We start from the raw sequence: 23,568 nt of genomic DNA, 5'->3' as shown, positions 1-23,568 counted from the left end.
GTGCGGCTCGAACTCGGGCTCGCCGATCTGAACGGCGCGCCGGCGACCGCCATCATCACCCTCGACCGGGCCGAGGCCCGCGCCTTCGCCCGGGCTCTGCTCGCCGCCGCGGGCGACGCGACGGAGCGGACCTTCACCACGCCGCCGGAGGGCTGAGGCCTCAGCGCGGCCCGAGGCCCGGATTGAACCGGCCCGGCAGGCGCGGAACGGTGGTGCCGCGCGGCTCGATCGGCCCGGCGCAGGTGTAGCGGAACTCGGTCTGCAAGTCGCTGAAGACCCGCTCGCCGACGATCTTGCAATCCTCGCGCACGGTCTCGTCGAGGTAGGTGCGGGCGGCCAGCCGGAAGCGCTCGACCCGCGTGTCGGCCGGGTCGCGCTGGGCGAAGGCCGCGCCGACGCTGCAGCCCGTGACCTCCCGCAGGGTGTTGGAGACCACGAGCATGCTGCGGCTCTGCCGCTGGTCGTAGACCTCGTAGGGGTCTTTGCAGCCGATCGTCACCACCTGCGGGGTCAGGGCGACGTAGGTCTTCGAGATGTAGGCGAAGCCGGTGCAGCCCCCGAGGGAGAGCGTCAGGGCGAGCGCGCCTGCGAGCCGTCGCATCGTGGTCGCCACTCCTTCACGCGCCCTGAGACAGGCGCATTGAAACGGCTCCGCTTGCCCGGTCAAGCGCCGGCGGGACACAGCGGGTGGATCACGGCCACGGATAGCCTCCGGTACCGCGCGGCGAGGTATCGGAGGATAAGATCTAAATCCTATTCCGCGGCGGCCGCGAGGTAGCGGGCCGGATCGTAGTTCAGGATCGGGCCGAGCCAGCGCTCGACCTCGCGCACGTCCATGTCCTTGCGGGCGGCGTAATCCTCGACCTGGTCGCGCTCCACCTTGGCGACGCCGAAGTAGTGCGCGTCCGGATGGCCGATGTAGATGCCGGAGACCGAGGAGCCCGGCCACATCGCGTAGGATTCGGTGAGCTTCACGCCGATGCGGCTCTCGGCCTTGAGGAGGTCGAACAGCGTCGTCTTCTCGGTGTGGTCGGGCTGGGCCGGGTAGCCGGGGGCGGGGCGGATGCCGTCGTACTTCTCGTGGACCAGATCATCCGGGGTGAAGCGTTCGTCCGGCGCGTAGCCCCAGAATTCTTTGCGGACGCGCTCGTGCATGCGCTCGGCGAAGGCCTCCGCGATGCGGTCGGCCAGCGCCTTGACGAGGATCGCGCGGTAATCGTCGTTCGCCCGCTCGAAGCGCTCGGCGATGCGCACTTCCTCCAGCCCCGCCGTGACCACGAATCCGCCGACGTAGTCGGCGATCCCGGTCCCCTCCGGCGCCACGAAGTCCGACAGGCAGGTGTTGGGGCGCCCATCGCGCTTCGACAGCTGCTGGCGCAGGCCGTGGAAGGTCGCGAGCGTCTCCTGCCGGCTCTCGCCCGTGTAGAGCCGGATGTCGTCGCCGACGCTGTTGGCCGGCCAGAAGCCGATCACCGCCTTCGGGTTGAACCAGCGCTCCTCCACGATCTGCTTCAGCATGGCTTGCGCATCCTCGAACAGGGCGCGGGCGGCCGGGCCCTGCTCGGGATCGTCGAGGATCGCGGGGAAGCGGCCCTTGAACTCGTAGGTCTGCAGGAACGGCGTCCAGTCGATGTAGGGGACGAGGTCGGCGACCTCGTAGGAGCCGTACACGCGGGTGCCGGTGAAGCCGGGCTTCGTCGGCTTGTAGCCCGACCAGTCCACCTTGAAGGCGTTGGCCCGTGCCTTGGCCAGCGGCAGGCGCTGCTTGTCGGCCTCGGAGCGGCGGTGAGCGTCGGCCACCTTGGCGTACTCGGCCCGCACCTTGTCGATCGTCGCCCCGCGCGTCTCCCGCGAGATCAGGCTGGAGACGACGCCGACCGCGCGGCTCGCATCCGTCACGTAGACCGCTTGGCCACGCCCGTAGGCCGGGTGGATCTTCACCGCCGTGTGCACGCGGCTCGTCGTGGCCCCGCCGATGAGGAGCGGCACCTCCATGCCCTCGCGCTCCATCTCGGAGGCCACGTGCACCATCTCGTCGAGGGAGGGCGTGATAAGCCCCGAGAGGCCGACGATGTCGACCTTCTCGCGCTTGGCCGTCTCCAGGATCTTGGCGGCCGGCACCATCACGCCGAGATCGATGATCTCGTAGTTGTTGCACGCCAGCACGACGCCGACGATGTTCTTGCCGATGTCGTGGACATCGCCCTTCACGGTCGCCATCAGCACCTTGCCGGCGGCCTGGCGCTGGCCGGTGCCGCCGTTGGCCCGCTTCTCCTCCTCCATGAAGGGTTCGAGATAGGCCACCGCCTGCTTCATCACGCGGGCCGACTTCACCACCTGGGGCAGGAACATCTTGCCCGAGCCGAAGAGGTCGCCGACCACGTTCATCCCGGCCATCAGCGGGCCCTCGATGACGTGGAGCGGGCGCTCGGCCGCTTGGCGCGCCTCCTCGGTGTCGGCGACGATGTACTCGGTGATGCCGTTGACCAGCGCGTGCTCGATGCGCTTGGCGACCGGGGCCTCGCGCCAGGTGAGGTCGGCGGTCTTGGCCTGGGCCGAGGCGCCGGTCTTGAAGCGCTCGGCGGCCTCCAGCAGGCGCTCGGTCGAATCCTCGCGCCGGTTGAGGACCACGTCCTCGCAGAGCTCGCGCAGCTCCGCCGGGATCTCGTCGTAGACGGCGAGCTGGCCGGCATTGACGATGCCCATGTCCATCCCGGCCGCGATGCAGTGGTAGAGGAAGACCGCGTGCATCGCCTCGCGCACCGGCTCGTTGCCGCGGAAGGCGAAGGAGAGGTTCGAGACGCCACCCGAGATGTGGGCGTGCGGCAGGGTCTCGCGGATGGTGCGGGTCGCCTCGATGAAGGCGACGCCGTAGGGGTTGTGCTCCTCGATGCCGGTGGCGACCGCGAAGATGTTCGGGTCGAAGATGATGTCTTCCGGCGGGAAGCCGACCTCTTCGGTCAGGATCCGGTAGGCCTTGCTGCAGATCTCGACCTTGCGCTCGTAGGAATCGGCCTGGCCCTGCTCGTCGAAGGCCATCACCACCACGGCAGCGCCGTAGGATCGGCAGATCCTGGCGGCCTCGATGAACTTCTCCTCGCCCTCCTTCATGGAGATCGAGTTCACGATCGGCTTGCCCTGGATGCACTTCAGGCCGGCCTCGATCACCTCGAACTTCGAGGAATCGACCATCACCGGCACGCGGGCGATGTCGGGCTCGGCCGCGACGAGGTTGAGGAACTCGACCATCGCCTTCTGGCTGTCGAGCAGGCCCTCGTCCATGTTGACGTCGATGACCTGGGCGCCGGCCGCGACCTGATCGCGGGCGACATCCAGCGCCGCCGCGTAGTCGCCGTTGGTGATCAGCTTGCGGAACTTGGCCGAGCCGGTGACGTTCGTGCGCTCGCCCACGTTCACGAAGGGGATCTCCTTCGTGAGCACGAAGGGCTCGAGCCCCGACAGCCGCATCAGGCGCGGGATCTCGGGGATCGCCCGCGGCGTCTTGTCGGCGACCGCCTCCGCGATGGCGCGGATATGGTCCGGCGTGGTGCCGCAGCAGCCGCCGACCATGTTGACGAGGCCTGATTCCGCGAACTCGCCAACGAGCTTGCCCATCGCCTCCGGGCTCTCGTCGTAGAGGCCGAACTCGTTGGGCAGACCGGCATTCGGGTAGGCGCAGACCAGCGTGTCGCAGATGCGCGACAGCTCGGCGATGTGGCCGCGCATCTCGCGCGCGCCGAGCGCGCAGTTCAAGCCGAAGGTCAGCGGATCGGCGTGGCGAAGCGAGTTCCAGAACGCGGCCGGCGTCTGGCCCGAGAGCGTGCGGCCGGACAGGTCGGTGATGGTGCCCGAGATCTGGATCGGCAGGCGGATGCCGGTCTCGTCGAAGACGTGCCACGCCGCCGCCACGGCCGCCTTGGCGTTCAGCGTGTCGAAGATCGTCTCGATCAGGATCAGCTCGGCGCCGCCCGCGATCAGGCCGCGCACCTGCTCGACATAGGCTTGGCGGACCTGATCGAAGGTCACGGCCCGGTAGCCGGGATTGTTCACGTCCGGCGAGATCGAGAGCGTGCGGTTCGTCGGGCCGATGGCGCCCGCGACGAACCGGCGGCGGCCGTCCTTCTCTTCCGCGAGCTTGGCCGCCTCGCGGGCGAGCCGCGCACCCTCGGCGTTCAGCTCGTGGATGATCGATTCCATGCCGTAATCGGCCTGGGCGATCGTGGTGCCGGAGAAGGTGTTGGTCTCGCAGACGTCGGCGCCGGCCAGGAAATAGTCGAGGTGGATCTGCCGGATCGCGTCGGGCTGCGTCAGGATCAGCAGGTCGTTGTTGCCCCGCTGGTCGTGCGCGTGGTCCGTGAAGCGCGTCCCGCGAAAGTCCTCTTCCGTGAACTTCAGGCGCTGGATCACCGTGCCCATCGCCCCGTCGAGGACGAGGATCTTCTCGGACGCGCGCTGGCGCAGCGCGCGCTCGATCTCGGTGCCGTCGACGGGAGCGAAGTCGGTCATGTCAGCTTTCTCGATCGTCCGGCGCGGATATGCACCGAACCGAGGATGAAGTCAGGGGCGGCAGTCGCCAGGGGCGGCGGTCGCGGGCGATCAGGCGGCCTTGGCGGTAGCCGCCTTCGGCGCCTGCCCGCGCAGGCCGAGCAGGTGGCAGATCGCGTAGACGAGGTCGGAGCGGTTCATCGAGTAGAAGTGGAAGTCCTGCACGCCCTCGTCCACGAGGTCGATGACCTGCTCGGCCGCCACCGCGGCCGCGACGAGGCGGCGGGTCTCGACGTCGTTCTCCAAACCCTCGAAGCGCGCGGCCAGCCAGTAGGGCACCGAGGCGCCGGCCCGGCGGGCGAAGTTGGCCGCCGCCTTGAAGTTCTGCACCGGCAGGATGCCCGGAAGGATCGGGATCTCGATGCCCGCCGCTCGCACCTTGTCGCGGTAGCGCAGGTAGGTCTCGTTCTCGAAGAAGAACTGGGTGATCGCCTGGTCGGCCCCGGCATCGACCTTGGCCTTCAGGGCGTCGATGTCGGCCTCCAGGCTCGCGGCCTCCGGATGCTTCTCCGGATAGGCCGAGACCGAGACCTGGAAGTCTCCGATGCGCTTGATGCCGGCCACGAGCTCCGCGGTCGTGGCGTAGCCGCCGGGATGGGGCCGGTAGGCATGGCCGACGCCCTCGGCCGGGTCGCCGCGCAGCGCCACGATGTGGCGCACGCCCGCGTCCCAGTAGGACTGCACCACCGCGTCGACCTCCTCCTTCGTCGCGTCGACGCAGGTGAGGTGGGCGGCGGGCTTCAGGCCGGTCTCGCGCACCATGCGGGCGACGGTGTTGTGCGTGCGCTCGCGGGTCGAGCCGCCGGCGCCGTAGGTCACGGAGACGAATTTCGGCTGGAGCGGCGCGAGCCGCTCGATCGAGGACCAGAGGATCGTCTCCATCTCCTCGGTCTTCGGGGGGAAGAACTCGATCGAGACGCGGATCGGGCGGTAGCCGTCGCGGCTGGCGCGATGGTGGGAGGCGGTGGGCATGGAGGCGTCCTCTATGTCGTCGGTTCGGACGTGTGTCGGAAAGCGGTTCAGGCGACGGCGCGGGCGAGGGCGGGCGTCGTCTCCAATGGGGGGCGCGCGTCGTCCTGGGCGAGCCAGAGCGTGACGGTGAGCTGGCCCTGCTCGGCCGGGGCGAGGTCGCGGGTCGCGATCCCGCCGAGACCCGCCTCGCTGAGCCAGCCGGAGACCTGATCGGCCGCGAAGCCGAGGCGCCGGTGGGCCTGCGACTCGCGCAGGAACTCGAGGTCGTGCGGCGCGAAATCCACCACGAGCAGACGCCCGCCCGGGGCCACGAGGCGGGCGGCCTCGCGCAGCGCGCGCGCCGGGTCATCGAGGTAGTGCAGCACCTGATGAACCACCACGAGGTCGAAGCTCGCCCGGGCGAAGGGCGGGGCGTGGATGTCGCCCTGGCGCAGATCGACCCGGGCGAGGCCTGCGCGCTCCAGGTTGGCGCGGGCGACCGACAGCATGGCGTGGCTCGAATCGAGCCCGGTCGCCCGCTCGGCCCTGGGCGCGAGCAGACCGAGCATCCGGCCGGTTCCGGTGCCGAGGTCGATCAGGTTGCGGATCGGGCGCTGGCCCAGCGTGTCGAGCACCGCCGCCTCGACGGTGGCCTCCGGCACGTGCAGCGAGCGCAGCTCGTCCCATTTGGGCGCGAGCCGGGCGAAGAAGGTCTGTGCGGCGTCCGCGCGCTGCGCGCGCACACCGTCGAGCCGGGCCCGGTCCTCGGAGAGCGGCGGGCCGGCGCGCTCCAGCCCGGCGATCAGCGGATCGACGAGGCCGGCGCGAGTCTCGCAGAGGCGAAAGAAGGCCCAGGCGCCCTCGCGGTGGCGCTCGACCAGGCCCGCCTCGACCAAGAGCTTGAGGTGGCGCGAGATGCGCGGCTGCGACTGGCCCAGGATGTCGGTGAGGTCGGAGACCGAGAGCTCGCCCTCGGCCAGCAGCGCCAGGATGCGCAGGCGCGTCTCCTCGGCCGCGGCGCGGAGCACGCCGAGCGCGTGAGGGAACGAGACTGCGGCGGGCGCCTGCGCGCGTTCGAGAGACATAAAGATATCTTTATGTTCGTTTGGAAGCCGGCGCAAGCGCCTTTTCGCGGCTGTGGTCGCAGGATCCGCCTTCCTCCGGTCTGGCCGAGAAGCCAGCCGCAATTTCCGGTTCGGGCGAGAACCGCACCGCACCCTTCTCCCATATCCCGGCGGCGCCGGGGCGCCACCATTCGAGGCCGATCCGCTCCGGGCCCTCGGTCGGGCGACCGGGTATCGATGGTTGCGCCGGCGGCCCTGGTGGAACGCGGTGTCGGTCCTTCGCGCCGGGCGCTTCCGGCGCAACCTCGTGGAGCCGGGCGAGCCCGAGCCCGCCGGGCAGACACGCGTCGATGACCGGACTGCGGAAGGGCAGGGCCGGGGACATCCTCGGGCGGCGCGTGCCGGGCTGGCGGCGCCGCGATGCGCGCGGCAGGATGTGACGAGAGAGCCGAGCCCTGAGGGAGACGTGCTGGAGCGGGCCGCCCCCCGGTCCGATGCGTCGCGCCAGCTCTTCAAACCCGCCGGCCGGAAGCAGCCACGCGATTGCTTCGGCCACTGAACGAACGAAGAACATAAAGGCACCGATCGTGCACTATGCCGGACGCGTGCGATTCATCAGGCACTTAGCCTGTGGACAGCTGTGGATTGCGGGGATGGCGAGTCGCGCCATTCCGGGTTGACCGCAGCGTGACCGCTCCGCCAATGTCCCGCCGCCGGATCGACCGGCGGGGGGAAACGACAGATGGGTTCTGGCCTGGGTCCGACGCGCGCGATCGCCCTCATGGCGACCCTGGTCCTGGCGCCAGGCTTCCTGGCCGCGGGAGCCGTATCGGCCCAGGATGCCACCCAGCAGCGCAGAGGTGCGGCAACCCGCCCGGCGCCGCGGCCGGCGAGCCAGCCGATCATGGTCTACGATGCCCGCATCGAGGCCGGGGACCTACGCATCTCGGGCTCGGTGCGCAAGCCGAACGCGATCGTGGTGATGGACGAGGACATCTCGATCCAGGCCGACCGGCGCGGCCGCTTCGTCTTCCGGCTACCCTACCGGCCGGGCTCCTGCGTGGTCAGCCTGAAGAGCGACGAGGACGAGCGCGAGGCGGTGATCGCCAACTGCGCGCCCGAGGGCCAGGCGGGTCCGAAGGGCGATGCGGGTCCGATGGGTCAGGCCGGGGCGCAGGGTCCCCAGGGGGAGACGGGTCCGAAGGGCGAGCGGGGCGAAGCCGGCCCCGCAGGTCCGGCGGGAATCGCCGGGCCCATCGGTCCTCAGGGTCAGGCCGGAGCCCCGGGCCCCAAGGGTGATACCGGTCCCAAGGGTGATGCGGGTCCCAAGGGAGACACGGGTCCGAAGGGAGACACGGGTCCGAAGGGCGAGCCCGGGCCGCGGGGGCCGGCGGGCATCGCCGGCGCGCCCGGCCCGGCCGGTCCGGCGGCGAGCGCGCCCCTGCGGGCGGTCCGCGCCGAGTCCTGCGGCTCGGGCGGGTGCAGCGTCTCGTGCGAGCGCGGCGAGATCCTCGTCTCAGCCTACTGCCTGAAGGCTGGCGCACCGGCCTTCACGGGCGGGGAGGGCGCGCCCGGCGCGACCTGCCCGAGCGAGGCCGTCGGCATGGTGGGGATCTGCGGCCGACTCTGAGCCGGATCCCCACGGGCCGCCCTCACAGCACCACCCAGGCCCCCTCCCGCTGCGTCAGGGTCGAGGGCTGGTCGGGCAGTTCCGGGACGGTGCCGGCCGCGACCGCCGCCTCCAGGGCCGACAGCGCCTCGTCCGTGAGCTTGCCCTTCGGCGCCGCCGGGTTCTGCGCCCACCACGTCGGGAGGTCGTAGCGCCAGGGGGCGAGGGCGAGCAGGCGTGCGATCGTGCGGTCGTCGAAGCGTTTGCGGATCGGCCGCGCCGGGATCCCGCCCACGATCGTGTACGGGGGCACGTCGCGCGTGACGACCGCGCGGGCGGCCACCACGGCCCCAGTCCCGACGCGCGCCGCCGAGCACGGTGGCGCCGGCGCCGATCCAGACATCGTGCCCGAGATGGACCGGGCGGATCTCGTCCCACGCATCGTGCGGCGTGTAGACCGCGTGGAAGTCGAAGACGTTCTTGTAGGAGACGGGGCTCGTCAGCAGGTGGTCGGTCGGGTGCTGGGTCAGGCCGAGCCGGACCGTGTCGCCGACGCTGCAGTAGCGCCCGATCTCGGCGACGAGGGCGTCGGTACCCATGCCGATATAGGAATACGCCCCGATCCGGCAGCGGCTGATGCGGACGCCGTGCCAGAGCACGACCGGCCGCTCATAGAGCAAGTTCGCCGTTGATGGTGACGTTGCCCTTGATGGCGATGCCGTGGCGTCTCAGCTCGGCGGTCGACATGCGCTGCTCCCGGCTTGCTTGGATCTCATCCCGGGGAATCGGGGCGTCAGCGCGCCCCGCCCGGCCGCGTCGCCAGCCAGATCCGGTGGCGCGCCCCGCCGCGCCGGCCGTTGGCCCGCGCCGGCACCTCCTCGACCACGAAGCCCGCATCCCGCAACCGCCGCGTGAAGGCCGCGTCCGGGTGCGCGGACCAGACGGCGAGCACGCCGCCCGGCCGCAGCGCCGCGCGGGCGCGGCCGAGGCCGGCGTGGTCGTAGAGGCGGTCGTTGCCCGGATGGGTCAGGCCGTCCGGCCCGTTGTCCACATCGAGCAGGATCGCGTCGTAGGCCGCCCGCGCGGCGGCGATCGGGGCGGCGACATCCGTCTGGAGGAGGCGCACTCGCGGATCGTCCAGGATGCCGCCGAATACCTCGGCCAGCGGGCCGCGCGCCCAGTCGGCGACGGCGGGCACGAGTTCGGCCACGTCCACCCGGGCGGTCTCGGGCAGGGCCTTGAGCGCGGCCCGCAGGGTGAAGCCCATGCCGAGCCCGCCGATGAGGATGCGCGGGGCCGGGGCGCCGCCGAGCTGCTCGCAGGCAAGCTGCGCCAACGCCTCCTCGGAGCCGCTGAGACGGCTGTTCATCAGCTCGTTCTGGCCGAGCTGGATCGAGAATTCGTGCCCCCGCCGCATCAGCCGCAGCGTGCCGCCGCCGTTCGGGATCGTTCCCGTGTCGATGTGGACCCAGGGGATCATGCCGCGCCTCCGTCCCTGTCGCCAACCTCCGCCAGCCAGCCGAGCATGCCCTCCGCGGCCGCGCGGCCGGAGGCGAAGGCGCCCTGCAGCAGGTAGCCGCCGGTCGGAGCCTCCCAGTCGAGCATCTCGCCGGCCGCGAACAGGCCGGGTCGCCCCGGCAGCATGAAGCGCGCATCGATGCCCTGAAGGCCGCCCGCCGTCGAGATCGCCCGCGCGATCGGCTCGGGTCCCGCGAGGGTGAGGCGCGCCGCCTTGATCCGGGCGGCGAGTGCCGCCGGCTCGGCGGGCAGCGGCCCACCCTCGGATTCTCGCAGCAGCCCGGCAGCGACCGGCGCGAGGCCGGCAGCCTTGCGCAGGCGACTCGCAGCGGATTCGCCGGGTCGTGACCGCGCGAGGCGCGCGGTGAGATCCGCCTCCGCGAGGTCCGGCCGCAGGTCGAGCGCGAGCGTGGCCGACCCGTCGGCCTCCGCCCCCTCCCGCAGGACGCGCCCGAGCGCGTAGACCGCGCCGCCCTCGATCCCCGTTTCAGTCACAACCATCTCGCCGAGGACCCGCCGGCCGCTCGCCGAGAGGGCGACGCGCTTGACCGGCTCGCCCGCGAAGCGGGCACGAAAGATCTCGGACCACGCCACCCGGAACCCGACATTGGCCGGGCGCAAGGGGGCCACCGGCACGCCGAGCCCTTCGAGCAGCCCGACCCAGGACCCGTCCGAGCCGAGCCGCGGCCAGCTCGCGCCGCCGAGCGCGAGGAGCGCGGCGGCGGGCGCGTGGCGCACCTGCCCCTCCGGCGTGTCGATGACGAGCGTCCGACCCTCGATGCCGGCCAGCCGGTGGCGGGTGCGGACGCGGACGCCGAGGCGATCGAGCCGCGCGAGCCAGGCCCGCAGCAGCGGCGAGGCCTTGAAGACCTTTGGGAAGACGCGCCCGCTCGACCCGACGAAGGTCGGCTGGCCGAGCCCCTCGCACCACGCCCGCAGGGCCTCCGGCGGGAAGGCCCGGATGGCGGCCTCCAGGCTGCCGGCCGGGTGGTAGCGGGCCAGGAAATCGGGCAGCGCCTCGCCGTGGGTCAGGTTCAGCCCGCCGCGGCCCGCGATCAGCAGACGGCGCGCCACCGAGGGCATGCGCTCGTGGACCGTGACCGTGTGGCCGGCCTCGGCCAGCCGCTCGGCCGCGGCGAGGCCCGCCGGGCCGCCGCCCACCACGGCGAGGTCGTGTCTCTTCGTCTCCCTGGACATGCGCCCGGGAAGAGGCGGCGGAGAGGCCGCCTGTCAAGCGCGGGCGCGTCCTTGAATCGTCCGGGTGGGCCCCCCACCTCGCGACGATCGGCTGCGGGCCCCTCTGGCGGGATGCGTCCTCATGCTCCCGTGATGTCGGAGCCGATGCCCTCTCGCCAGGAGCATCGCGCCCCCATGATGGACGTCCTCACCTACGCGTGGCTCGGCAAGCCGATCTGGATGTGGATCGGCTTCCACGCCCTCGTCGCCGGCCTGCTCGCCTTCGATCTCGGCCTGCTGCACCGCGACAGGAATCACGAGATCGGCGTGAAGGAGAGCCTTCTCCTCACGGCCTTCTATTTCGGTCTCGGCCTTGCCTTCGGCGGCTGGATCTGGTGGTACATCGGTCCCCAGGCGGCGCAGGAATACGTCACCGGCCTCGTGATCGAGAAGTCGCTGTCGATGGACAACGTCTTCGTGATCGCGGTGATCCTGACCGCGCTGGGCATCCCCCGGGCGGCCCAGCACCGCGTCCTGGTCTGGGGCATCCTCGCCGCTGTGCTGCTGCGCGGCCTGATGATCGGGCTCGGCGCCGCCCTGGTGAACGAGGCCCACTGGGTCCTCTCGATCTTCGCAGCCTTCCTGATCTATGCCGGCCTCAAGATGCTGCTCTCCCGCGAGCAGGAGGAGGGCGACATCCGCGACAGCGCCATGGTGCGCTTCCTCCAGCGCTGGCTGCGGGTGACGCCGGAGCTGCACGGCCAGCGCTTTCTCGTGCGCAAGACCGACCCGAAGACGGGCCGGCTCGCCACCTTCCTGACGCCGATGGCCTTCGCGCTGGTGCTGGTCAACGCCGCCGACGTGCTCTTCGCCGTGGACAGCGTGCCGGCGATCTTCGCGATCACCACCGACACCTACATCGTCTACACCTCGAACATCTTCGCCATCCTGGGCCTGCGCGCCCTCTACTTCGCGCTCGCCGCGATGGTGGACCGCTTCGCCTACCTGAAGACCGCGCTCGCCCTGATCCTCATCTTCATCGGCGCCAAGATCGTGGTCGCCGACACGTTCGAGCTGGTCCACGTGCCGGCCTGGGTCTCGCTCGTGGTCACGCTGGTGCTGCTCGTGGGCGGCGTCGCCTACAGCCTCTGGCGGACCCGGGCCGGCGCCGTCCGGGACGCGGAGGCGGGCGAGGAGCACCGCGCGCAGATCGGCGGCCGGGCCTAAGGAGGGCCCGGCGCGACCATCCCGCGCGCCGGGCGAGCCTCGCAAGCGGGCTCGCCCGGTTGTAGGATGCGGGGGCGCCCGGACTGGCGGGCGCCTCACGCGAGCGGAGCGGCGGATGAGCGCTCTCGACTGGTTCGGGCTCACCCTGGCCTTCCTGGCGCCGCTGCCCCCAGAGCGGCCCGTGCCGCCCGAACCGATGCGCGGCAGCGCGCTGGCGGCCGCCCTGGTGATCGGCAGCGTCTGCCTCGTGATGGTGCTGCCGATGGTGATGATCTGGAGCTTCCACCGACCCGAAGGCGAGTTCCGTCGCCACTGCGAGGCGCGGGGTGGGCAGGTGCGGCCGACCTATCTCGACGGCAGCGGCCCGCAGCGCTGCGACCTCGGCGCCCGGCACCTCTCGGCCTCCTGATCCGCCATCTGGCCCTCGGCTGGTCCTCGGGCGCGTTCGTCTCTAGACGACGGGCAGCCGGCGCGCCGGCTCTGCGCGGGATCCATCATGGCCATCGAATCGAAGCTTCTGGACGTCGGCCCGTCCGACCAGAACATCGTCGATCTGTTCCAGGGCGAGTGGTCCTCGCGGATGCCGGGCGATCTCGTGGCCGAGCCCGGCCACGCGGAACTCTTCGCCGATCACCGCCTCCACTGGGCGAACGGGCTGATCGGCCCCTTCGCGGATCTCGACGTGCTGGAACTCGGGCCCCTGGAGGGCGCGCACGCCACGCTGCTGGAGGGCCTCGGCGCCCGCTCGGTCACCTCGATCGAGGCGAACCCGCGCGCCTTCCTCAAATGCCTGTGCGTGAAGGAGCTCTTCGGCCTCACCCGGACCCGGTTCAAGCTCGGCAGCTTCCTGCCCTATCTGGAGACCTGCGGGCGGTTCGACGCGGTGATCGCCTGCGGCGTGCTCTACCACATGGCCGAGCCGCTGCGGCTCCTCGACCTGATCACGGCGCGCACCGACCGGGTCTTCCTCTGGACGCACGTCCATCAGGCCGACATCGTGGCGACGCGCGCCGACCGCGCCCTGTTCTGGCCGCCGCTGCCGATCGGCGGCACGCCCTATCGCGGGGCGCGTCGGCTCTACCCGGTCGTCGCCAAGTCCTGGCAGGGCTTCAGCGGGGGCGGGGAGAGCCACGCGGTCTGGCTGGAGCGCGACAGCCTGCTCGCCTACTTCCGCGACCGCGGCTTCGCCGTGACGATCGACTTCGACGAGCCGGACCACGTGAACGGCCCGGCGCTGGCGCTCTGCGCGCGGCGTTGAAGACGTTTCGGCCGTAGGAATCCCGGAATGCCCTCTCCCTGCCTGCGGGGAGACGCGGTCCGCCGCCCCGGACCGATCAGCCAGCCTCCGGTGTCCCGACCCGGTCGAGCGCCTCCACCACCTCCGCCATCAGCGGCCGCGCGCCGACATCCGGCTGAACGCAGGCCCGCTCCAGCGCGCGCAGGGCCGCCATCTCCGCGGGCACCGGATCGCAGCGGTCGAGAATCTCGCCGAGCAGCAGCCCCCAGGCCCGCACCTCGACCCGCCGGAAGGCGTCGCCGGTCTCCCCCGCCGCCAGGGCACAGGCCGCGCCGAAATCGCTGAGCACGGCCGCGCCCGACGCCCCGTCCCAGAGCAGGTTGTGGGCGTAGAGGTCGCCGTGCATCAGGCCGCGCGCGTGGAGATGCGCCGCCCCCGCGGCGGCGGCGCGCGCGAGGCGGAGTGCGACCTCCGGCGTGAGACGCAGCGCGGGGTCGTAGACGTCCCGGCTGCAGCTCGCGAGGCTCGGCGGGCCGGCGAGCGCCCGCCACCCGGCGGGCAGGAGCGGCATCAGCAGCCCGTCCGCACCCTCCGGGTGGCCGACGAGCCGGCCGAGGCCGCCGGTGAGGTTCGGGTGGGCGCCGGCCGCGAGGCAGGCCGCCATCTCGCGCTCGGGCAGGCCGTCGCTCGTCATCGTGCCCCGGAACAGCTTCACGGCGACCTCGCGCACCGCGTCCGGGCGGCGCCAGCGGGCGGCGTGGATCCGGCCCGAGGCGCCTTCGCCCAGCAGCGCGCCGGGTTCGAGGTCTTCCCACGGCACGTCGGGCATCCGCGCGGGCGGCAGGTGCGGCTCGAACGGGTTGCCGGCGCAGGCGAGCCAGGCGAGCCGCGGCAGGGCGCCGAGCCAGGGCGGGGGTGCGGCGAAGCGGTTGGCGGCGACGCGCAGCAGTTCGAGGCTCGGCGCGCCCGCGAGGCTGTCGGGCAGGGCGTCGAGCCGGTTGCCGGAGAGCATCAGCTTCTGCAGCATCGGCCGCTCGCCGAGAGCGGCGGGCAGGGTCTCGATCGCGTTGTCCGTCAGCGTGAGCCAGCGCAGACGCGGCGGAAGCGCCTCGGCCGGGACCTCCCGCACACCCGCGCCGCGGCAGCCGACCTGTTCGAGCGCCGGGCAGTCGCCGAGCACCGGCGGCAGGCGTACGAACCGCCCACCCGAGCAGAACAGCACCCGCAGGTTCCGGAGGCGCGGGAGGTCGTGCGGCAGGTCGCCGAGCGTGCTGCCGCCGATGTCGAGCAGTTCGAGGGTGTCCGCGAGGCCGAAGACCTCCGGCGGGACGGCCGCGAGGCCCGGGGGCAGCCGCAGGACCCGCGCGCCCGCGAGGTCGCCGCGGCGGAGCGCGTGGAGGGTGTCGGCCGGGACGGTCATGGGCGAGGGGCCTAGCAGGTTCGAGCGTGCCGCGCCGCATCGTCCCGCCGGGTATCCCTGCGCGCCGGCCTGTGGGAGAGGGAGCGCGCCGACCGCCACGCCCCGCGAGCCCACCGCCGACCCGACCATGTTAGAGCCCTTCCGCGCCATCATCGACGGCGACGAGCCGCCTCCGCCGGGAAGCCGCGCCCCGGACGCGGAGGAGCTGTCGCGCGCACTCCAAGTGCTCTTGAAGGCGCAGGTGATCTATTCCGGCACGCCCGGCATCGGCCGATCCTACGAGCTGGCGCGGCACTACCAGCCCTTCTTCACCGACTACTTCGCCTGCCTCGGCTACCAGATGGCGGTCTCGCACCGGGACCAGATGGTCTCGCTGACCCTGCCGGTGGACGCCGCGCGCCACGACATCGTCTCCGAGCGCCTGCGCAAGGACGAGACCCTGGTGCTGCTGGCGCTTCGGCTCGCCTACGAGGAGGGCGTGCGCGACCACCGCATCTCGACGGACGGCATCGTCGAGATCACCACCGACGACCTCGTCGAGTCGATCCGCACCGCCGCCCGCTCCGAGCCGCCTGACGAGGCCCGGCTGATCGAGACCCTGCGCCTGTTCGCCCGCCGCGGCGGCGTGCGGCTCGGCGAGCGCGACCGGGCCGAGCGGGTGACGCCTGTCATGGTCCTGCCGGGCATCCTGGTGCTGGCCTCCGACGGCTGGCTCGAGCGGATCGAGGCCTGGGCCAACGCAGCGGACGGCGCGGGCGACGGTGGAGAGTGAGGCCCCGGCGGCTTGCATCCGCCGCGATCTGCCCGCACAGGGCGCCACGCTTCCCCAACCCCCGCTATGGCAAGACCGGGTGTACCGCCTCACCGACATCGCGATCTCGAACTGGTACCTCATCCGCCGCGAGCAGATCCGCGTGCGCGGCGCGACGGCGCTCGTCGGCCCCACGGGGGCCGGCAAGTCCACGATCTTCGACGCGGTCGGCACGGTGCTGGCCGGCAACAACGCGAGCCGTCTCGCGCTTAACGCCTCGGCCTCGGGCCGAAGCGCGCGGACGGTGCGCGACTACTGCCTCGGCTGGATCAGCGACCCCGCCGAGGGTGGGCGCCCGACCCGCGAGGCCTGCGAGACCGTGCTGGTCCTCGTCTTCGAGAACGAGCACACGGGCCGCGTGGTCTCGGTCGGGCTGGCCCTCGCCGCGCGCGCGGGCGAGAGCCGCGAGACCGTGCTGTCGCGCTTCATCGCGACCGGGCACCGCTTCGAGATCGCCGACTACGCTCGCCAGAACGGGGAGGGCAGCTACACCGCACCCTGGAGCGAGATCGCCGCGGACCTGCGCCGCCGCTCGGAGAGCTTCGAGGAGTTCCGCTCCTCGGGCGAGCGCTTCACCGCGGAGCTGCTGGCGACCCTGCGCGAGGGCGCGCCGGTGCCCGACCCGCGCCACTTCCTGCGCAGTTTCGCCAACGCGGTGGCGTTCAAGCCGATCTTCGACACCAGCGCCTTCGTGCGCGCCTTCGTGCTCGACGCCGAGCCCCTCGACGTGGCGCGCGTGCGCCAGTCCGTCGAGAACTGGCGGGCCCTCCTCGACACGATCGCCGAGCTCGAGCTGAAGCTCGGCCGCCTGCGCCGCCTGCTCGGGCGCTACGAGGCCTGGGGCGACGCGGTGCTGGCCGCGGTGATCCACGAGGCGCGCGCGGCCAGCATCGAGCTGCGCCGCCGCTGCGTCGATGTTCTGGCCATCCGCACGCGGCTCTCGGAGGGCGCCGACGCGCTGCGCATCGCCCGCGAGAGCGTCGCGTCGAGCCGCGGCTTCGTGCGCGACATCGACGCGGAGATCGCCGAGAAGAAGGCGCTCGTGGCGGCCCAGGCCGCGGAGGGCCGGCTCGCCGCATCGACGCTCGGCCTCTCGATGCTGGATCGCGACCGGCGCGACCTCACGCTGCGGGCCACCGACCTGGTCGGGCTCGTCCTGCAGATGGGCAAGCTCCAGCCCGTCGCCCCGCTGCTGCGCGCGGGCGCGCCGGACGCCGCCGCGCTCGCCGAGGCCTGCGCCCGCTCCGGCCTGCGCAAGGAGGCACCGCTGCCCGATCTCCTGCGCGCCGACGGGCCGCTGGCGAGCCTGGTCGAGCGCCTCGGTCGCCTCGGGCCCTTCGAGGAGGTCTTGGAGCGCGCCGCCGAGGATACGGGCCTGCGTGCCCGCGCCAAGGAGGCGGAGGCCGAGCGCACCGCCCCCGCGCCGGTCTCGGGATCGGCCGCGCGCCTCTCCTCCGACACGGTGGCGTTCCGCAACGAGCTCGCCCGCCGCGGCATCGACGCCACGCCGATCTGCGAGCTCGCCGAGATCGTCGATCCGGTCTGGGGACAGGCGCTCGAAGGCCTGCTCGGCCGCGCCCGCGAGGCTCTGGTGGTCGAGCCGCATCTCGTCGACGACGCCTTCGCGGTGCTGCAGCAGAACCGCGACCGTTTCAGTCGCTGCATCCTCGTCAAGACCACCGACACCGCCCGCCAGCGGCCGCGCCGCTACGACGACGGGCCCATGGCGGTGATCGAGACGCAGGACCCGCATGCCGAGGCCTTTCTGGGCGTCCGGCTCGGCGGCTACGACCTCGCCAAGAACGATGCCGAACTCAAGCACTTGAGCCGCGCCGTGGCGCCCTCCGGCCGCACCACCGCGGGCATGGCCTACACGGTGACGCGCTCGGTCGACCTCCTGATGACCCGCGGCCAGCGGGGCCCGACCGCCGACAGCCGACGACAGCACGAGGCGGCGGTGGCGGAGGCGCGGCGCCTGCGCAACGAGGCGGTGGTCCTGCGCGAGGCCGCCCGCACGGCGGCCACGATCCGCGCCCGCATCGAGCGCGGGCTGGAAGACGTCTATACGCTCCGCGCCGAGGTCGATGGCCTGGAGGGGCGGCGCAGGACGCTCGCGACCGAGCGCGAGACCCTCTCGAAGCAGGATGCGGGCGGGATCGAGGCCGAGATCAAGGCGCTCAACGCCGAGCGCGTCGCCTACCTCCGCGAACTCTCCGAGGAGCTCGAGCCGAAGCTCGACCGCCTGCTCGCCGACGAGGCGGCGCTGAAGGCGCGCCAGGGCTCGGCTCGGGAGGCAGCGCGCGCGGCGCTCAGCGCCCGCCGCGGCGCGATCAGCCGACTCGGCACGGGCGACGCGATGCGGGTGCGCCTGCTGCGCGAGACCCCGCCGGATTTCTCGGGCGTCACGGCCGTACGCCGGGATCTCGCCGGTCTCGACGGCAAGGCGATGAGCGCGCGGGCAGCGACCGAGCGCACGCTCGCCCGCGAGTCGGCCGAGACCGCCCGCGCGCAGGGACGCGCGGCCGAGCGCGACCTCACCGAGTACTGCGCGCAGTGGCGCATCGCGAACCCGCTCGGGTCCGGCGAGGCCCCAGCGAGCCTCGGCTACGACTTCGCCAAGCGGGAGCACGACGCGGTGGCCGGGCACGAGCTGCGCCGCTACCGCGCCCAGGCCGAGCGGGCCGAGGGCGAGATGCGCCGCCTGATGACCGAGGACCTGTTGACGCGGCTGGCCGACAAGTTCGAGCGCGTCCAGGCCCGGCTCGACGCGCTGAACGAACGCCTCGCCTCGCGCAGCTTTACCGGCCAGACCTACGCCTTCGAGGCGGCGGTCGATCGGCGCTACGCGGCGGTGCACGCGCTGGCCACCGAGGTCGCGCGCTCGGCCGACGCCGCCCAGGCGCTCCTCGTCTCGGAGGAGGGCGGCGCGATGGCGGCGGCGCTGGAAGAGATCCAGGCGCTGATCGGCGGCGCCGAGGACGCGGCGCGGCTCGCCGACTACCGCAACTACTTCGTGTACGAGATCGGGATGAAGGGGCGGGACGGCTCGCGCACCACCATGTCGAGCCGGGCGCTGCGCGGCTCCGGCGGCGAGGCGCAGGCGCCCTTCTACGTGGCGATCGCGGCCTCGCTCGCCAGCGCCTACTACCCGGGGGACCGGCCGGGCGACGAGAATCCGGGGCTCGGCCTCTGCCTCCTCGACGAGGCCTTCTCGAAGCTCGACGTGCGCAACAGCCAGGCGCTGGTCGATCTCTACGGCGCCTGGGGCCTGCAGCTCCTGATCGCCGCCCCCGAGGACAAGCGCACGACGCTCACCGAGGTGATGGACACCATCGTGACCGTCTACAAGAGCCCGGACCTGAAGGCGGTGCGGATCGAATCGGAGCACCCCCTCGAGGCGGCCAAACGTGCGCTCGCCCAGATCAACCCGGAGCGGCAGGGAATCGAGGGCGATTCCGCCGAGGCATGAGGACGCCGGGGCGGCGCCGGATACCGGAAAGGGGGCGCCGCCGACACGAAAGCGATCGGGAGGAAAGATTCGGTCGGCGGCGCCGGCCGGACGAGAGGGGGGATAACTCGCCCGACTGGCCCCCAGTTTAGGTGCATCGCAACCGGCCGCATTCACATACGGCAAGGCTCGGTTGAAAAAACCGAGTTCTGCACAACTTCGAGATGGCGATCAGGGCGTGCGCGCGGCGGTCAGCGGGCAGCCGCTCTCCTCGGGCTTCGCGTAGGCCTCGGCTCCCGGGATCGTCGCGAGCAGCCGGTAGAGGTCCCACTCGCTCTTCGACTCGGCCGGCTTCTTCACCTCGAACAGGTACATGTCGTGCACCATGCGGCCGTTCGGCAGCACCGTGCCGCCCTTGGCGAACACGTCGTCGACCGGCATGGCGTGCAGCTTCGCGTTGACCGCCTCTGTCTCGTCGGTGCCCGCCGCCTTCACGGCCTTGAGATATTGCAGGACCGCCGAGTAGGTCCCGGTGTGGATCATGTTGGGCATCTTGCCGGTGCGCTTCATGAAGCGCTGGCCGAAGGCGCGGGTCTCGTCGTTGAGGTCCCAGTACCAGCCCTCGGTCAGCGTCAGGCCCTGCGCGACCTGCAGGCCGAGGCCGTGCACCTCGGCGAGGGTGAAGAGCAGCGCCGCGAGGCGCTGCCCCCCTTGCGTGATGCCGTACTCCGCCGCCTGCTTGATGGCGTTGGAGGTGTCGAGCCCGGCATTGGCCAGACCGATCACCTTGGCGCCCGACCCCTGAGCCTGGAGCAGGAACGAGGAGTAGTCCTGCGCCGCCAGCGGATGGCGCACGGAGCCGACGACCTTGCCCCCCTTCGAGGTGACGTAGCGGGTGATCTCGGCCTCCAGCGAGTGGCCGAAGGCGTAGTCGGCGGTGAGCATGAACCAGGTGTTGCCGCCCTGCTGCACCAGGGCGCCGCCGGTGCCGACCGCGAGCGCGCGGGTGTCGTAGGCCCAGTGGTAGCCGTAGGGCGAGCACTGCTTGCCGGTGAGGTCGCTGGTTGCGGCCCCCGTCGTGATGGTGATCCGCTTCTTCTCCTTCGAGAGGCCCTGGACGGCGAGCGCCACCGAGGAGGTGGTCAGCTCCATGATGGCATCGACCTTGTCCCGGTCGTACCATTGCCGCGCGATGCCGGAGGCGATGTCCGGCTTGTTCTGATGGTCGGCCGAGACCAACTCGATCGGCGCGCCGTTCACGGAGCCGCCGAAATCCTCGACCGCCATGCGGGCCGCCTCGATCGAGGAGCGGCCGCCGAACTCGGCGTAGACGCCGGACTGGTCGTTGAGGATGCCGATGCGCACGGCCCCGTCCGAGATCGCCTGCGCGGCGGCCGGCCCCGCGACGAGCGGTGCGGCGATGAGTGCGGCGGCCAGCGCCCGGCCGTAACCCGGCCGTGGGATTGTCATGCGTTCCTCCGATGGGTCGTCTTCTCTGGGACGGCCTCGCCGCGCGAAACGTCGCGAATCGGACCGTCGCAACAGCCTAGGCCGCCATCGGGGCACTGCGCCAGCGGGGCCAGCGACAACAACGGCCGGTTGAAGGCTGCGCCGACGGATTTCGGGACGGCGCCGCGAATCGGGTGGAGGCGTCGCTTAACCACGGCGGTTAATCTTGCGTTTCGCCCTCCGATCCATGAAAAGCCCGGTGCTCCGGAAGCTGCGCCGTGCGGCGTCGGCGCGTGATGCCATCGCCCCGGGTCGAGGAAAGACGATCCCATGCTCGATTACGCGCAGGCGCGACGCCTGATGGTCGACTGCCAGCTGCGGACGTTCGACGTGAACGACAACGCGGTGCTGGACGCCTTCGATTCGGTCCCGCGGGAGCGCTTCGTGCCGCAGGGTCGCGAGGGCTTCGCCTATATCGACCAGACGCTTCGCTTCGGCGGGACGGGGCCCGACGCGCGCTGCCTGCCGGCCCCGATGGTGCTCGCCAGGATGATCCAGGCGCTCGCCCTCAAGCCCGGAGCACGGGCGCTCGACGTCGCCGGCGCCTACGGCTACGCGGCCGCGATCATGGCCCGCCTCGGGGTCTCGGCGACGGTGCTGGAGCCGGCGTCCGATCTCGCCGCCGGGGCGCGCGAGCGGCTCGCGGGCGAGGCCGAGGTGGTGGAGGGGCCGCTGGAGGCGGGCGTTCCCGCGCGTGCCCCGTACGACGCCGTACTGGTCAACGGCCGCGTCGAGGTACGGCCGCAGACCCTGCTGGACCAGCTCGCCGACGGCGGCCGTCTCGTCTGCGTGTTCGGGCCCGAACGCGCCGCCAAGGCGACGCTGTTCGTCCGGGCGGGGGACGCGTTCGGCTCGCGGCCGATCTTCGATGCGAGCCTCCCGGCACTCGTGGCCTTCGCCGAAGAGGCTGGCTTCGCCTTCTGACTAGGCAGGCGGACTGTCGCCTTTATACGCCACCCGGACAAGATTCAGGTGTGTGGCGTCGGACAGTCTGGGCCTCGTGGCCAAGCATCGATTAAGGTCAAGCCAGGGCGGGCTTGATCGGGTGTGCGCAGAGTACCGCGCAGCCGTCGCGTGTTGGCGGACATCCGAGACAATCGAGAAACCGCAAGGGCTGTTCGACGTGAGAAGACGTACACCTGAGACGCGTGCCGCGTTCCGGCTGGCCGGCCTCGCCGTCACCGCCGGCTTGTCGGTGGGAGTGGTCGGCATCGGGGCCGCTTCGGCGGAAACGCTGGAGAGCGCGCTCGCCAGGGCCTACGCGGGCAACCCGCAGTTGAACGCCAGCCGGGCGCTCACACGGGTGCGCGACGAGGACGTCGCCATCGCCCAGTCGGGCTACCGGCCGACGGTCGGCGTCAACGTCCAGGCCGGCGTCACGCAGACGGAGGGCAACACGCTCTCGACGCAGGCCGTCACGGGTGGGCGCGGCGGCCAGAACATCGCGATCCTGACCAAGCCCGCCTCCGCCGGCATCACCATCAACCAGAACCTGTTCAACGGGTTCCAGACCGACAACAACACCCGGCGCGCCGAGTCCGGCGTCTACAGCCAGCGCGAGACCCTGCGCTTCACCGAGTTGAGCACCCTGTACAGCGCCGTCCAGGCCTACATGAACGTGCTCTCGGACACCGCCACACTGGAGCTGCGCCGCAACAACGTCGAGGTTCTCGAGGAACAGCTCCGCCAGACCCGCGACCGCTTCAACGTCGGCGAGGTCACCCGCACCGACGTCGCCCAGGCGGAGGCCCGCCTCGCGGGCGCCCGCGCCGAGGTGAGCGCGGCCGAGTCGCAGCTGCGCACCAGCATCGGCATCTACCGGCAGGTGATCGGCGTCGAGCCGCGCCAGCTCGCGCCGGGCCGCCCGCTCGACCGCTACGTGCCGGCGAGCCTCGACGCGGCCATCGCGGTCGGGCTCAAGGAGCATCCGCAGATCCTCTCGGCACTCCACGCCGTCGACGCCTCCGAGGCGCAGGTGAAGGTGCTGGAGGGCGCGCTCGCGCCCCAGCTCAGCGTTCAGGGCTCGGTGCAGCAATTCTACGACCAGCAGATTCCGAACACCCAGGGCGTGGCCGCCTCGATCCTCGGCCGCCTGACCATCCCGATCTATCAGGGCGGCCAGGAATACGCCCAGATCCGGCAGGCCAAGGAGACGGTCGGCCAGACCCGCATCCAGGCCGAGTTCGTGCGCGACCAGATCCGCGCGCAGATCGTCAGCTTCTGGGGCAACCTCGAGGCGGCCAAGGCCCGCGTCATCGCCTCGCAGGCTCAGGTCCAGGCCAACGAGGTGGCGCTGAACGGCGTGCGCGAGGAGGCTCGCGTCGGCCAGCGCACCACCCTCGACGTGCTGAACGCCCAGCAGGAACTGCTCAACGCCCGCGTGAACCTCATCGTGGCGCAGCGAGACCGCGTGATCTTCTCCTACGGCGTGGTCCAGGCGATCGGCCGGCTGACCGCGCGCTACACCGCGGTGCCGGTGGCGCTCTACAGCCCCAAGACGCACTTCGATCAGGTGAAGGATCTCTGGTACGGGGTCGGCACGCCGGACGGCCGATAGACCCGCGGGGACAAGCGCGTTTTCCGCTGGACTGTGCTCCGGACGCGCTTGTTCGGTTAGCGAAGCGTGAAATACTGGCGCCGGCCGATACCGATCGGCGTCAGATCACCTCCCGAGCGCCGTCCGGATGAGTGCAGCGAGCCCCAAGATTCAGGACAAGACGGCGGAGAAGGCGCACGAGCCTTCGATGGAGGAGATCCTCGCCTCGATCCGGCGGATCATCGCCGACGATCAGGCGGCCAAGCCCGCCGAGCCGGCCCCGAAACCCACCGTGGTGCCCGAGCCCGACGACGTGCTCGACCTCGCCGAGTTCGCCGAGCCCGCGCCCAAGCCCGAACCGGCGTCAAAGCCCGCACCGGCCTCCAAGCCCGCGCCGCTCGATCCCGACCCGCTCGATTTCGGCGTCGAAGAACTCGATTTCGACGCGATCAGCGTCGAGCCGGATCCCGAGCCTGAGCCGCCCGCGGCTCCCCCGCCGCCTGCGCCGCCCCAGGCC

General features: G+C 71.8%; 18 protein-coding genes and 1 pseudogene. 10 read left to right on the top strand and 9 right to left on the bottom strand.

Annotated elements, in window-relative coordinates; all coding sequences use genetic code 11:
• Positions 1–160: 160 nt before the first annotated feature.
• From AX737_RS20485 to AX737_RS20470, 4 genes are all read right to left on the bottom strand, one after another.
• Positions 161–601, bottom strand: a complete 441-nt coding sequence (locus AX737_RS20485) for a hypothetical protein (RefSeq protein WP_238229376.1) — start codon at positions 599–601, stop codon at positions 161–163.
• Between the two features lie 152 nt (positions 602–753).
• Entirely contained in the window at positions 754–4,506 is a 3,753-nt protein-coding gene (gene metH / locus AX737_RS20480) for a methionine synthase (RefSeq protein ID WP_066924495.1), read from the bottom strand.
• Positions 4,507–4,596: 90 nt separating this feature from the next.
• Positions 4,597–5,517, bottom strand: a complete 921-nt coding sequence (gene metF, locus AX737_RS20475) for a methylenetetrahydrofolate reductase [NAD(P)H] (RefSeq protein WP_066924494.1) — start codon at positions 5,515–5,517, stop codon at positions 4,597–4,599.
• Positions 5,518–5,564: 47 nt separating this feature from the next.
• Positions 5,565–6,581, bottom strand: a complete 1,017-nt coding sequence (locus tag AX737_RS20470) for a metalloregulator ArsR/SmtB family transcription factor (protein ID WP_066924492.1) — start codon at positions 6,579–6,581, stop codon at positions 5,565–5,567.
• Positions 6,582–7,302: 721 nt separating this feature from the next.
• On the opposite strand from AX737_RS20470, the gene AX737_RS20465 reads away from it, so the two are divergent.
• On the top strand, positions 7,303–8,190 hold the full coding sequence (locus AX737_RS20465; RefSeq protein ID WP_082773174.1) for a collagen-like protein: 888 nt from the start codon (positions 7,303–7,305) through the stop codon (positions 8,188–8,190).
• 22 nt (positions 8,191–8,212) lie between these two features.
• On the opposite strand, the gene AX737_RS34665 is transcribed toward AX737_RS20465, so the two are convergent.
• Positions 8,213–8,515 carry a hypothetical protein gene (locus AX737_RS34665; protein ID WP_066924490.1) on the bottom strand — a complete coding sequence of 101 codons (303 nt, stop codon included), beginning with the start codon at positions 8,513–8,515 and terminating at the stop codon, positions 8,213–8,215.
• Between the two features lie 58 nt (positions 8,516–8,573).
• Between AX737_RS34665 and AX737_RS34660 the strand changes: the two genes are divergently transcribed.
• A complete protein-coding gene (locus AX737_RS34660; protein WP_197430653.1) occupies positions 8,574–8,861 on the top strand; it encodes a hypothetical protein in 288 nt (95 codons plus the stop codon).
• A gap of 101 nt (positions 8,862–8,962) precedes the next feature.
• Here the strand turns inward: AX737_RS34660 and AX737_RS20455 are convergent, their stop codons facing one another.
• Complete coding sequence (locus AX737_RS20455) at positions 8,963–9,649, bottom strand: spermidine synthase (RefSeq protein WP_066924488.1); 687 nt, start codon at positions 9,647–9,649, stop codon at positions 8,963–8,965.
• A complete protein-coding gene (locus AX737_RS20450; protein WP_066924486.1) occupies positions 9,646–10,884 on the bottom strand; it encodes a TIGR03862 family flavoprotein in 1,239 nt (412 codons plus the stop codon). Before AX737_RS20450 ends, AX737_RS20455 begins: the two co-directional genes overlap by 4 nt.
• 174 nt (positions 10,885–11,058) lie before the next feature.
• On the opposite strand from AX737_RS20450, the gene AX737_RS20445 reads away from it, so the two are divergent.
• The 3 genes from AX737_RS20445 to AX737_RS20435 all read left to right on the top strand — a co-directional run bounded on the left by AX737_RS20445 (position 11,059) and on the right by AX737_RS20435 (position 13,348).
• Positions 11,059–12,090: a TerC family protein gene (locus AX737_RS20445; RefSeq protein WP_066924485.1), complete on the top strand. Its 1,032-nt coding sequence runs from the start codon at positions 11,059–11,061 to the stop codon at positions 12,088–12,090.
• Between the two features lie 115 nt (positions 12,091–12,205).
• Entirely contained in the window at positions 12,206–12,499 is a 294-nt protein-coding gene (locus tag AX737_RS20440) for a hypothetical protein (protein ID WP_066924484.1), read from the top strand.
• Between the two features lie 87 nt (positions 12,500–12,586).
• Complete coding sequence (locus tag AX737_RS20435) at positions 12,587–13,348, top strand: class I SAM-dependent methyltransferase (protein WP_066924483.1); 762 nt, start codon at positions 12,587–12,589, stop codon at positions 13,346–13,348.
• Positions 13,349–13,424: 76 nt separating this feature from the next.
• On the opposite strand, the gene AX737_RS20430 is transcribed toward AX737_RS20435, so the two are convergent.
• On the bottom strand, positions 13,425–14,747 hold the full coding sequence (locus AX737_RS20430) for a leucine-rich repeat-containing protein kinase family protein (RefSeq protein WP_066924481.1): 1,323 nt from the start codon (positions 14,745–14,747) through the stop codon (positions 13,425–13,427).
• 127 nt (positions 14,748–14,874) lie between these two features.
• On the opposite strand from AX737_RS20430, the gene AX737_RS20425 reads away from it, so the two are divergent.
• Both AX737_RS20425 and AX737_RS20420 read left to right on the top strand, forming a co-directional pair.
• Positions 14,875–15,519: a DUF4194 domain-containing protein gene (locus AX737_RS20425; RefSeq protein ID WP_066924479.1), complete on the top strand. Its 645-nt coding sequence runs from the start codon at positions 14,875–14,877 to the stop codon at positions 15,517–15,519.
• A gap of 79 nt (positions 15,520–15,598) precedes the next feature.
• A complete protein-coding gene (locus AX737_RS20420) occupies positions 15,599–19,027 on the top strand; it encodes an SbcC/MukB-like Walker B domain-containing protein (protein WP_066924477.1) in 3,429 nt (1,142 codons plus the stop codon).
• 210 nt (positions 19,028–19,237) lie between these two features.
• Here the strand turns inward: AX737_RS20420 and AX737_RS20415 are convergent, their stop codons facing one another.
• Complete coding sequence (locus tag AX737_RS20415; protein WP_066924475.1) at positions 19,238–20,476, bottom strand: ABC transporter substrate-binding protein; 1,239 nt, start codon at positions 20,474–20,476, stop codon at positions 19,238–19,240.
• A 309-nt stretch (positions 20,477–20,785) separates the two neighbouring features.
• Here AX737_RS20415 and AX737_RS20410 point away from each other — a divergent pair, with 309 nt between their 5' ends.
• The 3 genes and pseudogenes from AX737_RS20410 to AX737_RS36085 all read left to right on the top strand — a co-directional run.
• A complete protein-coding gene (locus AX737_RS20410) occupies positions 20,786–21,439 on the top strand; it encodes a protein-L-isoaspartate O-methyltransferase (RefSeq protein WP_066924474.1) in 654 nt (217 codons plus the stop codon).
• A gap of 172 nt (positions 21,440–21,611) precedes the next feature.
• On the top strand, positions 21,612–23,072 hold the full coding sequence (locus AX737_RS20405) for a TolC family outer membrane protein (protein ID WP_238229552.1): 1,461 nt from the start codon (positions 21,612–21,614) through the stop codon (positions 23,070–23,072).
• 127 nt (positions 23,073–23,199) lie between these two features.
• Positions 23,200–23,568: pseudogene (locus AX737_RS36085) on the top strand (hypothetical protein); the annotation flags it as partial.

The organism is Methylobacterium sp. CCH5-D2 (assembly GCF_001556475.1).
Classification (GTDB): domain Bacteria; phylum Pseudomonadota; class Alphaproteobacteria; order Rhizobiales; family Beijerinckiaceae; genus Methylobacterium; species Methylobacterium hispanicum.
This window is presented reverse-complemented; position numbering and strand designations above follow the sequence as displayed.